16 protein-coding genes are annotated in these 14522 nt (G+C 66.0%); 13 read left to right on the plus strand and 3 right to left on the minus strand.

All coding sequences use genetic code 11. The features are described from left to right. Nucleotides 1-44 precede the first annotated feature (44 nt). Both K7W03_RS01750 and K7W03_RS01755 read right to left on the minus strand, forming a co-directional pair. Nucleotides 45-467 (minus strand): DUF4112 domain-containing protein, encoded by a 423-nt coding sequence (locus tag K7W03_RS01750; RefSeq protein ID WP_025547000.1) that lies wholly within the window; start codon nucleotides 465-467, stop codon nucleotides 45-47. A 32-nt stretch (nucleotides 468-499) separates the two neighbouring features. After that, nucleotides 500-2014, minus strand: a complete 1515-nt coding sequence (locus K7W03_RS01755) for an ABC transporter substrate-binding protein (RefSeq protein WP_020821201.1) — start codon at nucleotides 2012-2014, stop codon at nucleotides 500-502. Between the two features lie 201 nt (nucleotides 2015-2215). Between K7W03_RS01755 and K7W03_RS01760 the strand changes: the two genes are divergently transcribed. The 4 genes from K7W03_RS01760 to K7W03_RS01775 all read left to right on the plus strand — a co-directional run bounded on the left by K7W03_RS01760 (nucleotide 2216) and on the right by K7W03_RS01775 (nucleotide 4662). Further along, nucleotides 2216-3154, plus strand: coding sequence for a right-handed parallel beta-helix repeat-containing protein (locus K7W03_RS01760; RefSeq protein ID WP_048575448.1), 939 nt, complete (start codon nucleotides 2216-2218; stop codon nucleotides 3152-3154). A 77-nt stretch (nucleotides 3155-3231) separates the two neighbouring features. After that, nucleotides 3232-3648: a DUF5990 family protein gene (locus tag K7W03_RS01765; RefSeq protein WP_222885392.1), complete on the plus strand. Its 417-nt coding sequence runs from the start codon at nucleotides 3232-3234 to the stop codon at nucleotides 3646-3648. A gap of 80 nt (nucleotides 3649-3728) precedes the next feature. After that, nucleotides 3729-3932 (plus strand): hypothetical protein, encoded by a 204-nt coding sequence (locus K7W03_RS01770; protein ID WP_025546994.1) that lies wholly within the window; start codon nucleotides 3729-3731, stop codon nucleotides 3930-3932. Between the two features lie 121 nt (nucleotides 3933-4053). Continuing rightward, nucleotides 4054-4662, plus strand: coding sequence for a hypothetical protein (locus K7W03_RS01775; protein WP_222885393.1), 609 nt, complete (start codon nucleotides 4054-4056; stop codon nucleotides 4660-4662). Nucleotides 4663-4729: 67 nt separating this feature from the next. Here K7W03_RS01775 and K7W03_RS01780 read toward each other — a convergent pair whose 3' ends face one another. Further along, the gene (locus K7W03_RS01780; protein ID WP_222885394.1) at nucleotides 4730-6127 is read right to left on the minus strand and encodes a helix-turn-helix domain-containing protein; all 1398 of its coding nucleotides are present in this window, start codon (nucleotides 6125-6127) and stop codon (nucleotides 4730-4732) included. A gap of 149 nt (nucleotides 6128-6276) precedes the next feature. Here K7W03_RS01780 and K7W03_RS01785 point away from each other — a divergent pair, with 149 nt between their 5' ends. The 9 genes from K7W03_RS01785 (at nucleotide 6277) to K7W03_RS01825 (ending at nucleotide 14450) form a co-directional block, all read left to right on the plus strand. Then, complete coding sequence (locus K7W03_RS01785) at nucleotides 6277-7869, plus strand: isocitrate lyase (RefSeq protein ID WP_025546991.1); 1593 nt, start codon at nucleotides 6277-6279, stop codon at nucleotides 7867-7869. Between the two features lie 222 nt (nucleotides 7870-8091). Next, nucleotides 8092-8778 (plus strand): glutathione S-transferase family protein, encoded by a 687-nt coding sequence (locus K7W03_RS01790; RefSeq protein ID WP_222885395.1) that lies wholly within the window; start codon nucleotides 8092-8094, stop codon nucleotides 8776-8778. Between the two features lie 139 nt (nucleotides 8779-8917). Further along, nucleotides 8918-10372 (plus strand): 3-isopropylmalate dehydratase large subunit, encoded by a 1455-nt coding sequence (gene leuC / locus K7W03_RS01795; protein ID WP_103001903.1) that lies wholly within the window; start codon nucleotides 8918-8920, stop codon nucleotides 10370-10372. Nucleotides 10373-10481: 109 nt separating this feature from the next. Continuing rightward, nucleotides 10482-11075, plus strand: coding sequence for a 3-isopropylmalate dehydratase small subunit (gene leuD / locus K7W03_RS01800; protein WP_048575443.1), 594 nt, complete (start codon nucleotides 10482-10484; stop codon nucleotides 11073-11075). A 60-nt stretch (nucleotides 11076-11135) separates the two neighbouring features. Further along, nucleotides 11136-11459 carry a DUF1476 domain-containing protein gene (locus K7W03_RS01805; RefSeq protein WP_025546988.1) on the plus strand — a complete coding sequence of 108 codons (324 nt, stop codon included), beginning with the start codon at nucleotides 11136-11138 and terminating at the stop codon, nucleotides 11457-11459. 19 nt (nucleotides 11460-11478) lie between these two features. After that, nucleotides 11479-11712 carry a BolA/IbaG family iron-sulfur metabolism protein gene (locus K7W03_RS01810; RefSeq protein ID WP_025546986.1) on the plus strand — a complete coding sequence of 78 codons (234 nt, stop codon included), beginning with the start codon at nucleotides 11479-11481 and terminating at the stop codon, nucleotides 11710-11712. Nucleotides 11713-11769: 57 nt separating this feature from the next. Continuing rightward, nucleotides 11770-12102: a Grx4 family monothiol glutaredoxin gene (grxD, locus tag K7W03_RS01815; protein ID WP_222885396.1), complete on the plus strand. Its 333-nt coding sequence runs from the start codon at nucleotides 11770-11772 to the stop codon at nucleotides 12100-12102. A gap of 480 nt (nucleotides 12103-12582) precedes the next feature. Then, nucleotides 12583-12951, plus strand: a complete 369-nt coding sequence (locus K7W03_RS01820) for a BlaI/MecI/CopY family transcriptional regulator (protein WP_025546982.1) — start codon at nucleotides 12583-12585, stop codon at nucleotides 12949-12951. Then, nucleotides 12948-14450: a M56 family metallopeptidase gene (locus K7W03_RS01825; RefSeq protein ID WP_222885397.1), complete on the plus strand. Its 1503-nt coding sequence runs from the start codon at nucleotides 12948-12950 to the stop codon at nucleotides 14448-14450. Before K7W03_RS01820 ends, K7W03_RS01825 begins: the two co-directional genes overlap by 4 nt. Nucleotides 14451-14522: the final 72 nt, after the last annotated feature.

Raw genomic sequence — 14522 nt, forward strand, 5'->3', positions numbered from 1 at the left:
GCTGGGCGCATTTGCAGGCCGCCAGGGCTGCATGTCGATACAGCCTAACCCTCTACGATCACCGTCGATGGATGATGCCGGTCCAGATGGTTGCGGATGATGCGCAGATTCTTCGTATTCGACTTGTAGAAGAAATCGAAAACATCCCCGGCAAAGGGAATGGCACCGATCAACGTATCGAAGCCGACATTGGCCGCCATGCGCGTGAGCTGCCATTTCGACATGCCCAGGTTCCGCGCTTCCCACACGATCCACGCCCCCATGGCGGCCGTGGCGAAATCGCCCACCACGGGGATCAGCCCCACCAGACTGTCCAGCCCGACCCGCCGGTTGGTGCCGGGAAGGACGAACAGCCCCTCCAGCATCGCCTCCATCATCTCGATCCGCCTGCGCACCGAAGCCGGATCGCGGCCGAATCCGGGCATGTCGCGCACGATCCGGTCGAACTGGTCCTGCGAAATCGCCATCATCCGTCCTCCAAGCATCGGCTTTCGATGCTCTAGTTGGTGCTCCTGAACAGATGGTTCAATGGGTGCCGCGCCCGGGGCGAAGCCATGAAGCCGGTCAGCCGCCGCGCCACCAGCGACCAGCGCACCGGCGCGCCCAGCGCGATGAAGCCGTTATGCGCCTGCATCAGCGCCTCCGCCCGCGCCACGCGGGCCATGCGCTCGTCCAGGCTGGCGGAAAGGCTCGCCGCCTGCAATTGCGCCTCCGCCTCCGCCGAGCAATGCACCTTCCGGGCGCAGCCGATCCGCCCCAGATACCAGAGCGCGCTGTCATAGGCCGCAACCTCGTCGACCAGCCGCAGATCGGCATCGGCCGCCATGTCGACCCGCTCGACAGCCAGGCCGATCATGCCCAGGTCATGCCGCACCAGCCCGAACAGCAGGGTGGAGCCCGGCCCCCTGGGCAGTGCCACGCGCAACGCCGGCGGATCGCCATGCTCGCTGCGCCAGCGCTTCATGACCGCCTGTCCCTGCGCCCAGCGTTCATCCTGCGACAGGCGGGACCAATCCGGCACGGCGGGCGGCGCGGGCAGGTCGAGCTGGCCCGGCACGATCTGCTCCGTCGTGGCCCAGCCGCCGACGGGGAACATCACCGGCAGGCGGCTGCGGTCGATCGCCATGTTGATCGCCCGCCGCACGCCGTCATCCTCCAGCAGCTTGCCGCTCGCCCCGCTCCGGCCCGTCACCGCCAGTCCCAGCAGCCCCTGCACCGGATCGATCCGCACATCGTCGCGGTCGACCCCCGCCGGCACCAGCAGCGGCAGGTCGGAAAAACGTCCGCCCAGCACAAGCGCGGCCTTGCCCTGCTGGAAACGGGTGATGGCGAGCGCCGCCCGCTCCGCCCGGACGATCCGGGTCTGCCAGGCGGGCACCGGCAGTTCGTCGCCGGATTCGTTCGTGGCCCGCTCCACCGGCGTCAGCACCAGCGCCTTCCCCGGAACGCCGCCCCGCTTCTCCCGCCGATAGGGGCCGGTTCCCCCCTCCCGCGACAGGATCGCCATCTGCGGCTGGGCCAGCATCTGCAACACATAGGGGCGCGGCGCCGCCAGCCTGATCTCGATCACCTCGCCCGTCATCGCCACCACGTCCTGCACGGCGTCCAGCGGCCCGGCGGGGTCCAGCCGGCGCAGCGCCTCTATCCGCGCGGTCAACAGCCGCCCGACATCCTTCGCCAGCACCTTGCTGCCATCGGGCCAGAAGGCGCGGCGCAGGCGGAAGATATAGCTGCGGCCATCGTCCTCCACGATCCAGCGCTGGGCGAGGGCGGGCAGGATCTCGCCGCCGGCATCGAACGCCACCAGCCCCTGCGCGGTGGTTTCCAGGAACAGCTTCGATCCGGGGTCCGGCAGATTCTCCAGGGGCGTGGCGAAATCGGCGGGGCTGCCGATCACGCTGACCGTCACCGGTCCGCTCCCCTCGTCAGAGCAGCCGCCCGTCATCGCCGCCATCAGGGCGGCTCCGCAAAGGGTCAGCCAGGCGGGAAAGGGACGGGAAGGGGCGGAAACCATGTCCGGACAAGGCTTAACCCGCAACCGCGCCCGCGCCAACCGTCATGATGCGGCATGTGCGGGGACCGCTCAAAGTCGCGGAATCGCGGGAACCCGGTCAGGCGCAAGGAGGCCTTTCCCCGCTGTCCCATAGCGGAACAATATTTCATTAACCATGACTCCGCATTGGCCGCAGAAAGGCGCTCCTCTATATCCTTGGATATGCGCCTTTTTTCGACTCTCCTGCTTGTATCCGCCGCCGTGACGGCAACCGCGCTGGCGCAGGGGGTGACGTCGCCCTTCACCGTGGCGGAAAGCGGGCGAAGCTATGCGACGCTGGGGGACGCGATCAGGGCGATCGGCAATGGCCGCGGCACGGTGCTGGTGGCGCCGGGCAGCTATGCGCAATGCGCGGTGCAGCAGGGCGGCGACGTCACCATCCGCGCGCAGAAGCCGGGCACCGCCATCCTCGACGGCGTGGCCTGCGAGCAGAAGGCGGCGCTGGTGCTGCGCGGCCGGTCGAGCACCATAGACGGCCTCATCTTCCAGAATCTGCGCGTGCCCGATGGCAATGGCGCGGGCATCCGGCTGGAAAGCGGCAACCTGACCGTCGCCAACAGCCTGTTCCGCAACAGCGAGGAAGGCATTTTGACGGGCGACGCGCCGGGCAACGCGATCAGCATCGACAGGTCGACCTTCCGCCATCTGGGGCGCTGCGACCGCGACCTCGCCTGCGCCCACGGCATCTATGCGGGCCGCTACGGCAGCCTGACCGTCACCCGGTCCCGCTTCGACCAGGGCGATGGCGGTCATTATCTGAAAACCCGCACGCCCCGCGTCATTATCACCGACAACAGCTTCGACGACAGCGGCGGGCGGCTCACCAACTATATGATCGACCTTTCCAACGGCGCGAGCGGGACGATCAGCGGCAATGAAATGGTGCAGGGCCGCGACAAGGACAATTACAGCGCCTTCATCACCGTGGCGCCGGAGGGGAGGGAGCAGGACAGCACGAACCTCTCCATCGCGAACAACCGCGCCTCCTTCGTGCCGGGGTTGCAGCGCAACAGCAGCTTCGTCGCCAATTTCACCGACGACGCGGTGAAGATCGGCCCGAACCGTCTGGCAGCCGGCATCAGGATCACCGATCGCCGCTGACGGCGCCAAATTCCGCTATCGGCTCGCATTCTCCTATAAGCTTGACCCTTTCCGAAGCGATTGGAGGGCAAGCGATCATGGCGAAGCGGACGATCATTCTCCGTCTGGTGATCGACAATCCGGTTCCGGATGTCACCTATAGCCTGCAAGACAGAAAGGGTGCGCCGGTAGGCCCGGTGGTCGCGCGCAACGAAGCCCTTCGCTTCGATGTGCCGGTCCAGCTCGCGCCGGGGCCGAAGCTCAGCGGCGAGTTCGTCCGCCGGGAAGGTCCGGAGCGTCGCTTCGTCTATATCGCCGTCGGCGGTCAGGCCGGCGATCCTGCGTCACCGTGGAGCCGCCGTGCCAAGATCGACGTTCACGATATTTCTCATGATCTTCTGGAACAGGCGGCGCCGCCTGCGGCGCTGGAATGTCACTTGCCCGGCCGCGCCAGGGATGACGGCCCGTCCTGCGCCACCATTCAGCCGCTCGACGGCTGGCGGGTTGCGATCTGAGGAGCAAAGGTTGCTTCTCACCCCGAAATGCATCCGATCCGACTTGCATGGCCTGACCGCCACGCCGATAATCCCCGCCCATGCGCACCACCTACAACTCGGCCACCGTCCGCCTCTATCATCTTAGCGACGCTGACGGCGGCGGCGCGGCGACGACGCTCTTTTACGGCCCGTTGAGCGAAGCCCTGCGCATCGCGGAGCAGCAGCCGCAGGATGTGCAGGACGGCCTTTTCCTTGCCACGGACAATGATGTGGTGGCTTATCTCGATCTTATGGAGGGTTAGCTTTCCGGGGCCATCGGCGCCTCTCTCGACCCCGGAACAAAGCCCGGCAAAACAGGTTGATCCCGTGCAGGCGGCGGGCGTCGACAGCGGCTTTGCGAAGGCCGTGGAGGAGAGAGATGTCATGGTCACTCTGACCCCGCTGGAAGTCGGCCTGGCGCTTCTGGCGCTTGTTCTTGTCGTGGCGGTCGCCGTCATGGCCATCGCCCATCGCCGCCGCGCCGATCTGCGCGCCCGGTTCGGCCCGGAATATGGCCGGACCGTGGAAATGACCGGCAGCGCGCGCAAGGCGGAGGCGGAACTGCAACAGCGTGAGAAGCGCGTCGCCGCCTTCCCCATCCGTCCGCTTTCGCCGCAACAGGCCGATGCCTTCACCGACGCCTGGGTGCGGGTGCAGGCGCAGTTCGTCGACGACCCGCAGGGCGCGGTCTCGCGGGCCGATGTGCTGCTGGCCGAGGTGATGGAGGTGCGCGGCTATCCCGTCGTGGACTTCGAGCAGCGTTCGGCCGACCTGTCGGTGGACCATCCCGAAGTCGTCCAGAATTATCGCGCGGCCCATGACATCGCCCTGCGCCATGCGCGGGGCGACGCGGATACCGAAGATCTGCGTCGCGCCATGATCCATTATCGCGCGCTGTTCGACGATCTGGTGCATGAGCCGGTCGATCACCGCATGGCGCCTTCGGTCTCGCGGCTGAGGCAGGACGATGTGCGCGGGCCTGATCCGCGCTGAAGCCAAAAAGGGGCGGACGGGTCCGGCGCAGGTCAGCCGGACCCGCCACGATCCGCCGCCGCCGCGCTCAACCGTCGGCGAAACCGAAGGGCGCGTGGGTTCGCCGGAAATCCTCTGGCAGCATGTCGCGCCCGATGGGCGGGGCGGATCGCGCCATGCACTGGCTGCGATGGCACAGGCGGCAGGTGACGCCGATCGGCGTGGGTTCGGGCGTGGCCTCGCCGGTCGTGTAGATCAGCCGATGGGCGTGCTCCGCCGCGCAGCATAGCGCGATCGCCCGCTCGATCTTCGGCGCGCCCCAGCCGCCGCCGCCCGCCGTCACCGTCCGCGCGATGGAAAAGAATCGTTGCCCGTCGGGCAGTTCCAGCCATTGCGTCAGCAATTCCCTGGGCCGCTCGAACGCATGATGCACCGACCAGAGCGGGCAGGAGCCGCCATGGCGGGCAAAGGGAAAGCCCGCGCTGTCCAGCCGCTTGCTGACATTGCCCGCATGGTCGACGCGCAGGAAGAAGAAGGGAACGCGCTCCTGCCCCGGCTTTTGCAGCGTGGTGAGGCGATGTGCGGTTTGCTCGAAGCTCGCGCCGAACTGCCGGGCCAGCGCCTCCACATCGTAACGCCGCGCCTCCACCGCCTTGGCGAAGGCGGTATAGGGCATCAGGATCGCCGCCGCGCCATAGCTGGCCAGCGCCCTGCGGGTCAGCCGCCGCCCGCTCTCGCTCGCGAACTGGCCGTCCTTCAGCACCGCGTCGAAATCGCGGCGCATCTCCAGATAGGCGATCTGCAACGCCAGTTGGAACTGGGTGCTCGCCCCGTCCAGCGCGTCGTCCAGCAGCACCGCGTCGCGGTGCCGGTCCAGCCGCCGCATCGATCCCGCCATGACGTCGGGCGGCAGGCGCCGGACCCGCAGATTATGCTTCGCCTTCAGCCATGCCGACAGGCTCCCCGCCGTCTCCACCTCCTGCGCCAGCTTTTCCCCCGCATCGTCCAGCAGCGGAAAGCTGTTGCGCCGCGCGCCCAGGAATCGCCGCGATTCGGCCACCGGATCGGGCGCCTCGGCGGCATCTTCCCGCTCCACGCCCCGGTCCGCCAGCGCCAGTTGCTCCTCGCGATAGGCGGTGTGCAGCCGCAGCAAAGCCTCTGTGATCCCCGGATAATTGACCGCGACATCCCCGGTCGCCAGCACCGGCAGGTCGATGTCCGCGAACATCGGGTCCCTCAGCACCGCCTGCAATCGCGCGGTCTGCTCGGCGCCGCCGTCGCCCGCCAGCTCGCTCATGTCCATCTTGTAGGTGCGGGCAAGGCGCAACAGCATGTCGGCGGTCAGCGGCCGCTGGTTGCGCTCCAGCAACGCCACATAGCTGGCGGAAATCTCCAGATCCGCCGCCATGTCCGCCTGCGTCAGACCCAGTTCGCGCCGCAGCCTGCGCAGCCGCGGCCCCATGTAAACCGGTCGATCCTTGGCCATTCGTCAAGCGCTCCTGTGCAGCCTTTACAACTTTACACGCAATTCTTGTAAAGTTCTACAACTGAACTTCACGCCCCCTGCCGCACCCGCGAAAGCCCGATTAGAAAAACGCCATTCATTCACCACATCGTTCATGGGATCGAGCTGTCATGACCTACCAACAGGAAATCACCAAGGCTGGCGCCACCATCGGGGGTCAGGGCCATTGGGACGGCATCGCGGCCGAATCGGTCGCCCGCATGCGTCTCCAGAACCGTTTCCACACCGGCCTCGACATCGCGCGCTATACCGCCGGCATCATGCGCCGCGACATGGCCGCCTATGACGCCGATCCGGCCAACTACACCCAGTCGCTGGGCTGCTGGCACGGCTTCATCGGCCAGCAGAAGATGATCAGCATCAAGAAGCATTTCGGCACGACCAAGGGCCGCTACCTCTACCTCTCCGGCTGGATGGTCGCCGCGCTGCGCAGCGAATTCGGCCCGCTGCCCGACCAGTCGATGCATGAGAAGACCAGCGTCCCCGCGCTGATCGAGGAACTCTACACCTTCCTCCGCCAGGCCGACGCCCGCGAACTGGGCATGATGTTCCGCGACCTCGACGCCGCCCGTGAAGCCGGCGACGAAGTCAAGGCGCAGAAGATCAGCCATGACATCGACAATTACGAAACCCATGTCGTCCCGATCATCGCGGACATCGACGCGGGCTTCGGCAATGCCGAGGCGACCTACCTGCTGGCCAGGAAGTTCATCGAGGCGGGCGCCTGCTGCATCCAGATCGAAAACCAGGTCTCGGACGAAAAGCAGTGCGGCCACCAGGACGGCAAGGTCACGGTTCCGCATGAGGACTTCCTCGCGAAGATCCGCGCGGTCCGCTACGCCTTCCTGGAGCTGGGCGTCGACGACGGCATCATCGTCGCCCGCACCGACTCGCTGGGCGCCGGCCTCACCAAGCAGATCGCCTACAGCAAGGAAGATGGCGACCTGGGCGACCAGTATAACAGCTTCCTCGACGTCGAGGAGGTCACCGACTTGGGCAGCCTGCGCGGCGATGTCGTCCTGGCCCGCGGCGGCAAGCTGTTCCGTCCCAAGCGCCTGCCGTCGAACCTCTTCCAGTTCCGCACCGGAACCGGCGAGGACCGCGTCGTGCTCGACTGCATCACCTCGCTCCAGAACGGCGCGGACCTGCTGTGGATCGAAACCGAAAAGCCGCATGTCGAGCAGATCGCCGGCATGGTCGACCGCATCCGCGAAGTCGTGCCCAATGCGAAGCTGGTCTACAACAACTCGCCCTCGTTCAACTGGACGCTGAACTTCCGCCAGCAGGTCTTCGACGCCTGGACCGCCGAGGGCAAGGATGTCAGCGCCTATGACCGGGCGAAGCTGATGAGCGCCGATTACGACGCGACGGACCTCGGCCGCGAGGCCGATGAGAAGATCCGCACCTTCCAGAAGGATGCGGCGGCGCGGGCCGGCATCTTCCATCACCTCATCACCCTGCCGACCTATCACACTGCCGCTCTGTCGACCGACAATCTTGCCAGGGAATATTTCGGTGAGGCAGGCATGCTCGGCTATGTCGAGGGTGTTCAGCGCAAGGAAATCCGCCAGGGTATCGCCTGCGTCAAGCATCAGAACATGGCCGGTTCGGACATTGGCGACGACCATAAGGAATATTTCGCGGGTGAAGCGGCGCTGAAGGCCGGCGGCGCGCACAACACGATGAATCAGTTCGCCGCCTAGGGGCTGCGGCGGGAACCAGTTTGCAGCCCGAAGGCTGCCGAACGGTCCGGATCGCGGGAGTGCAGTTCCCGTGATCAGGGTGGAAGGACTTGGCGGCCCGGAGCCTCGCGCTCCGGGCCGTTTTTTGCATAAGGCCAGCTTGTGAAACCCTTGTCCCGTTCCGGCTTTCGCAGGGCGGCAGGCAGGTCTATTCCGGACGCTCCGTTCTACCGGGAGAAGCCGATGTCCTATACCCTCGTCACCGCCAACCGGAATTATTCGAGCTGGTCGCTGCGCCCCTGGGTGCTGATGAAGGCGCTGGGCATAGCCTTCGAAGACCGGATGGCGTCATTCGCCGCCGCCGAAAACTACGCTGCCTTCCGCGAATTTTCGCCAACGGGCCAGGTTCCTGCCCTGATCGACGGGGACCGGACCGTCTGGGATTCGCTGGGCATCACGCTCTATCTCGCGGACAGGCATGCGGAAGTCTGGCCGAAGGAAGAAGCGGCGCGGGCGTGGGCGCAATCGGCCGTGGCGGAAATGCACAGCGGTTTCGCCGCCCTGCGCAATGATTGCCCGATGAATGTCGGCGTGCGGGTGGAACCGCACCTGCCTTCTCCCTCCCTCAACCGCAACATCGCCCGGCTCACCGAATTATGGGGGGAGGGGCTGTCCCGCTTCGGGGGGCCGTTCCTGGCCGGGCCCGCCTTCACTGCCGCCGACGCCTTCTATGCACCGGTCGTTTTCCGGGTGCGCACCTATGGCCTCGATGTCGGTCCGGTGGCGCTTGGCTGGGTCGATCATATGCTGGCGCTGCCCGCGATGCGCGAATGGGAAAGCGCGGCGCTGGCCGAAACCTGGCGCGAGGAAAGCCATGAAGCGGAACTCGGCGCCGCGGGGCGCATCGTGCGGGACGACCGGGCGATTTGAGCCCGATGTCCAGCGTGCACGCCGCCTCCGGCTAACCCGTCGGCGCGGCGTCCTGCGGTCGGGCTATCTCCAGCGTCAGCAAAAAATGGCCGCTTTTCCCCTTTTCCCCTGTCCTGTCTGGGTCTAGGGGGAAATCACTATGGTCAAGCCCCGCACACTCTATGAGAAGATCTGGGACGCGCATGTCGTCGAGCGCCGTCCCGATGGAACCTGCCTGATCTACATCGATCGCCATCTCGTGCATGAGGTGACGAGTCCCCAGGCGTTCGAGGGGCTACGGATCGCTGGGCGCAAGGTGCGCCGTCCCGAACTGACGCTGGCGGTGCCGGATCACAACCTGCCGACCACGGCGCGGCGCGACGCCGCGGGCCGCCGCATTCCCATTGCCGATCCGGAAAGCGCGCAGCAGCTTGCGGCGCTGGAGCGGAACGCGCCGGAATTCGGCGTCCGCCTGATCGGGGATGCGGACCCCGAACAGGGCATCGTGCATGTCGTCGGGCCGGAGCAGGGCTTCACCCTGCCGGGGACGACTTTGGTCTGCGGCGACAGCCATACCAGCTCGCACGGCGCGCTGGGGGCGTTGGCCTTCGGCATCGGCACGTCGGAGGTCGAGCATGTGCTCGCCACCCAGACGCTGCTCCTGAAGCAGTCCAAGACCATGGAAGTCGTGGTCGAGGGCGAATTGGGCTATGGCGTCACGCCCAAGGATGTCGCGCTGGCGATCTGCGGGCGGATCGGCACGGCGGGCGGCACCGGCTATGTCATGGAATATCGCGGATCGGTGTTCCGCGACATGTCGATAGAGGGACGGCTGACCGTCGCCAACATGTCGATCGAGGCCGGCGCGCGCTCTGGCCTGTTCGCGCCTGACGAAAAGACTTTCGCTTATCTGGAAGGCCGCCCGATGGCCCCCAGGGGCGCGGAGTGGGATGCCGCCATCGCCTATTGGAAGACGCTGGCGACGGACGAAGGCGCGGTTTTCGACAAGAGTGTGGTCATCGACGCCGCCGACATCGTGCCGAGCGTCACCTGGGGCACCAGCCCCGAAGATGTCGTGCCGGTCACTGGCGTGGTGCCCGATCCGGAAAGCTTTGCCGACGCCTCCAAGCGCGCGGCCGCGCAGAAGTCGCTCGACTATATGGGCCTCTCCGCCGGACAGCGGATGGAGGATGTGGCGATCGAACATGTCTTCATCGGCAGTTGCACCAACAGCCGGATCGAGGATCTGCGCGCCGCCGCTGGCCTGCTGAAGGGCCGCCGGATCGCCAGCGGCATCAAGCATGCCATGGTCGTGCCCGGTTCCGGGCTGGTCAAGCGCCAGGCGGAAGCCGAAGGCCTGGACCGCATCTTCACCGAAGCCGGTTTCGAATGGCGGGAGCCGGGCTGCTCCGCCTGCCTGGGCATGAACCCGGACAAGGTGCCCGCCGGCGAGCGCTGCGCATCCACCAGCAACCGCAATTTCATGGGCCGGCAGGGGCCGGGGTCGCGGACGCATCTCGTCTCGCCCGTCATGGCCGCCGCTGCCGCGATCACCGGACATCTCACGGACGTACGCGAACTGATGGGTGAAAAAAGGGGAGAGGCGGTCGCATGAAGAAGGTATTCTGGCTGCTGGCGCTGGGCGCGCTGGCAAGTGCCGCCATGGCGGCGACCCTGGGGCGCGCGGAAGACACGCCGCGCCCGGCGAGCAAGCAGGCGCATTGATGGAAAAGCTGAATATCGTCGACGGCCGGGCCTATCCGTTCGGGATGAAGAATGTCGACACCGACATCGTGATCCCGGCGCATTGGCTCAAGACCATTTCCCGTGCGGGCTTGGGCAAGGGCGCCTTCGAAGTGCTGCGCAAGGAACCGGGCAATGTCTTCGACGATCCCGACTATGCGGGCAGCCCGATCCTGATCGCGGGCGACAATTTCGGGTGCGGGTCCAGCCGCGAGCATGCCGCCTGGGCGCTGGCCGACCTTGGCATCAAGGTGGTGATCGCGCCCAGCTTCTCGGACATTTTCTCCGGCAATGCCTTCAAGAACGGCATATTGACGGTCGTCCTGCCGCAGGAGGCGATAGACCGGCTGATGGAGGTGGCCAGGACGGACCCCATCCATGTCGATCTGGAGCATCAGACCGTCACGACACAGTTTCAGGACCGCTTTCAGTTCGAGATCGATCCCTTCCGCAAGCATTGCCTGCTCGGCGGTCTGGACGAGATCGGGCTGACATTGGGGCAGGCGGACGCGATCGGCGCGTTCGAGGCGAAGGACGCCGGAACGCGTCCCTGGCTCGTCCCCGCCGTTGCGTAAGCGTCCCGATCTTCCTATTTCGGATCGGACGATCCATTTCACCTTTTACAGGGCACAGGCATGACAACCTTCGACGACCGCGAAAAGGCCTTTGAAAATATGTTCGCGCACGATCAGGAGATGCAGTTCCGCATCCAGGCGCGGCGCAACCGCCTGCTCGGTGAATGGGCGGCGGCGAAGATGGGCCTGACCCCCGAGGAAACGGACGCCTATGCCAAGGCGGTCGTGCAGGCCGATTTCGAGGAAGCGGGCGACGAGGATGTGATCCGCAAGCTGCTGGGCGACATGACGCAGGCGGGCATCGACATCGACGAGGCAGGCGTTCGCGCCGCATTGGACGAGCAGCAGGTCATCGCCCGCCGCATGTTCATCGAAGCCCAATAAGCATCAGGACCCTTTCGCCATGCCGATGGCAGCCGAGGAAATAGCGGACATGATCCGCGCCGCGATCCCCGATGCGGAGGTCGAGATCACCGACCTTGCCGGTGATGGCGATCATTATGCGGCGCGTGTCGTGGCGGAGAGTTTCCGGGGCATGAGCCGCATTGCGCAGCAGCGGGCGGTCTATGCCGCGCTGGGCGGCCGCATGGGCGGCGTGCTCCACGCCTTGCAACTGACCACCGCCGTTCCCAATTAACGGCCATTGGACGAAATGCGCCTTGATAGCGGCGCCTGACAGGAATGGACCCAGATAATGACCGACGCCGTGCAGCAGCGGATTGCGGAGATCGTCAACGGCAATGATGTCGTGCTTTTCATGAAGGGCACGCCACTGTTCCCGCAATGCGGCTTTTCCAGCCGCGCCAATGCGATCCTGGAACATCTGGGCGTCGCCTATGAAAGCGTCGACGTCTTGCAGGATCAGGCGGTTCGCCAGGGGATCAAGGCATTTTCCGACTGGCCGACCATTCCCCAGCTCTATGTGAAGGGCGAATTCGTCGGCGGCAGCGACATCATGATGGAAATGTACGAGGCCGGCGAGTTGCAGCAGTTGATGGCCGATCAGGGCGTCGCCGCGGCCAATTGAGCGCTGGCTAAAGCGAATGGGCGGGCGGTTCGGTCATCCGGGCCGCCTTTTTCATGCCTGCCAGGTCCTGATGCGGCCCTTCGGATGACGGGATGCTGAGTGGGGACGGAGCTTGTCGAAGGCCCGCATGGAAAATGGCCGTCGAGACCGGTCCTTCTTCGACGAGTTCGGCCGCCATCGAGGCAAGCCAGTCGACAGGTCTGGTTTAAGGCCCGGCGCTGCACGGGAAACCCGGGTGGGAGGATGCGGCGGAGACTGGTGCCGCATCCTCCCGGGTAGTCGAACGATCGGGTATGCCTGAAACGAAGCAAAGCCTGTGCCAACCATCGCGAATAGCCCGTTCCAGCGCCTTGAAAAGGTTAATGCCGGTCCGGCCGATACCGGCGCTGTAAACCGCACCGACAGTTCATGACATCCACTTGACTACAGATGTAATCAATGCGATTACGTCTGTAGTCGATTCTGATGCGGACGAGTCCCTTGAGCGAGAAGATCAGCGAAGCGGAACTGGTGGTGATGGAGGCGCTGTGGGAACGTGCGCCGCAGACCGCCGCTGATGTCGCGGACCGCGTCGCCGCCGGGCGCGACTGGAGCGTCCAGACCGTCAAGACGCTGCTGTCCCGGCTGATGGCCAAGGACGTCATCGCCGCCGATCAGGATGGCCGTCGCTTTTTATATCGCCCGCTCGTCGCGCGGGAGGAGTATGTTGCCAGCGAGTCGGGGCGGTTGGTGAACCGGCTGTTCGGCGGGCGCGTGTCGCCGCTGGTGGCCCAGCTCGCCAGCCAGGACCAGTTGACGGCGGAAGATATTGCCCAGCTTGAGGAAATCCTGAAGGGGTTGAAATCATGAGCGTCTGGATCGCGGAAACGCTGATCGCCATGACCCTGCTGATGGCGCTGGTCATGCTGCTGCGGCAGCCGGTGGCGCGCTGGCTGGGTGCAGGGGCGGCCTATTGGCTATGGCTGCTGCCCTTCGCTCGCATGGGCTTGCCGGCCCTGCCGCGAGAGGTCGCCAGCCCTTCGCCCCTGCAACGGGCGGTTGACCAGGCGGGCTTGCCGACCTTGCTGGATGCGGCGCCGGTGGCGCTCCCGGTCAGGTCGGAATGGAGCATTCCCTGGCTGGAGGTCGCGGTGTCGATCTGGCTGCTGGGCGTGGTCCTTTTTCTGATCGTCCAGGCGGTCGGCTATGTCCGCTTCCGGCGTTTCATCCTGAAGGACGCGACGCCGATCGGGAAAGAAGGCCGCATCCGCATCGTCAGCAGCCCACGGGCGGGCGGACCGCTCGCCTTCGGGGTGTTCCGCCCCGTCATCGTGCTGCCCGTTGATTTCGCGTTGCGTTTCGATCCCCAGGAACAGGCCATGGCCATCGCCCATGAGCGCGCCCATCATCAGGGCGGCGACCTGGTCGCCAATATGGTCGCGCTGTTGCTGCTGGGCCTGCACTGGTGCAATCCCGTCGCGTGGATCGCCTATCGCGCCTATCGGGCGGATCAGGAACAGGCCTGCGATGCCCGGGTCCTGTCGCTCTACGGCCGGGATCAGGCGCATGCCTATGGCCGCGCCATCTTGAAGGCTGCGGGCGGCCGCCAGTTTGCCGGCGCCTGTCATCTCAATCGCATAACCGCACTCAAAGGGAGGCTGAAAATGCTCTCTGCCCATGAAGTGTCGCTGCGCCGCATCAGCTGGGGCATGGCGGCGGTCGCCCTGGTGACCGCGTCCGGCCTGGCGCTGACCGCGTCCGGCAGCCGGGCGGTGCAGCAGGTCGCCGCGATCACCGACAAGGTGGATTCGATGAACTTCGGCAGGCTGGCCGATCTGGTCGCCCAGCCTGCCTCCGCCAGCGAGATCGCCCTGACCGAAGCGCCGAAAGCCGCGGTCACGCCTCCGTCCCCGACCTCGTCTGATGCGAGAGACGCTGAGGAGATGGCCGTCCTGCCGCCGGCGCCTCCCGCTCCGCCTGCTCCTCCGGCGCCCGTTGCCGACATGGCGCCGCCGGTTCCCCCGGCGCCGCCCGCCGGCCTGCGCGACGAGGGCGACCGCGCCTTGAGCCACGCCATGCCGAGCGAGGCTGAAATCCGCCGCATGGTGCCGCATGTCGACGTCGCCAATGGCTGCGAGAACGGCAAGAGCGTAAGCCAGCGGGAGATGGTGGATGCCGATGGCCGCCGCCATATCCGCGTCCGCATCTGCCAGGACCAGATTGAGGCGCAGGCCCATCGCGCCGCCCGGGCCGGATTGATGGCCGCCCGCGCCCAGATCGCTGCGGCTGCGCGGATGTCGGACAAGGTCCGGGCCGAGGTGTTGCGCGATCTGGACAAGGAGATCGCGCATATGGATGGCGAGGATTGACGGGTAAGATCCGGAGGGCGCCGCCGCCACTATCCCATGCACCTGCCTGCCCCGATTGTTCCGGCATCCATT

Origin of the sequence: Sphingobium sp. PNB, assembly GCF_019873065.1 — a bacterium.
GTDB lineage: Bacteria > Pseudomonadota > Alphaproteobacteria > Sphingomonadales > Sphingomonadaceae > Sphingobium > Sphingobium fuliginis.

Coding starts and splice junctions, on each gene's coding strand:
- K7W03_RS01790 (WP_222885395.1), top strand. CDS start 8,092: ATGTCCTATACCCTCGTCACCGCCAACCGGAATTATTCGAGCTGGTCG.
- K7W03_RS01825 (WP_222885397.1), top strand. CDS start 12,948: ATGAGCGTCTGGATCGCGGAAACGCTGATCGCCATGACCCTGCTGATG.
- K7W03_RS01760 (WP_048575448.1), top strand. CDS start 2,216: ATGCGCCTTTTTTCGACTCTCCTGCTTGTATCCGCCGCCGTGACGGCA.
- K7W03_RS01810 (WP_025546986.1), top strand. CDS start 11,479: ATGCCGATGGCAGCCGAGGAAATAGCGGACATGATCCGCGCCGCGATC.
- leuD (WP_048575443.1), top strand. CDS start 10,482: ATGGAAAAGCTGAATATCGTCGACGGCCGGGCCTATCCGTTCGGGATG.
- K7W03_RS01765 (WP_222885392.1), top strand. CDS start 3,232: ATGGCGAAGCGGACGATCATTCTCCGTCTGGTGATCGACAATCCGGTT.
- K7W03_RS01770 (WP_025546994.1), top strand. CDS start 3,729: ATGCGCACCACCTACAACTCGGCCACCGTCCGCCTCTATCATCTTAGC.
- K7W03_RS01755 (WP_020821201.1), bottom strand. CDS start 2,014: ATGGTTTCCGCCCCTTCCCGTCCCTTTCCCGCCTGGCTGACCCTTTGC.
- grxD (WP_222885396.1), top strand. CDS start 11,770: ATGACCGACGCCGTGCAGCAGCGGATTGCGGAGATCGTCAACGGCAAT.
- leuC (WP_103001903.1), top strand. CDS start 8,918: ATGGTCAAGCCCCGCACACTCTATGAGAAGATCTGGGACGCGCATGTC.
- K7W03_RS01775 (WP_222885393.1), top strand. CDS start 4,054: ATGGTCACTCTGACCCCGCTGGAAGTCGGCCTGGCGCTTCTGGCGCTT.
- K7W03_RS01785 (WP_025546991.1), top strand. CDS start 6,277: ATGACCTACCAACAGGAAATCACCAAGGCTGGCGCCACCATCGGGGGT.
- K7W03_RS01750 (WP_025547000.1), bottom strand. CDS start 467: ATGGCGATTTCGCAGGACCAGTTCGACCGGATCGTGCGCGACATGCCC.
- K7W03_RS01780 (WP_222885394.1), bottom strand. CDS start 6,127: ATGGCCAAGGATCGACCGGTTTACATGGGGCCGCGGCTGCGCAGGCTG.
- K7W03_RS01805 (WP_025546988.1), top strand. CDS start 11,136: ATGACAACCTTCGACGACCGCGAAAAGGCCTTTGAAAATATGTTCGCG.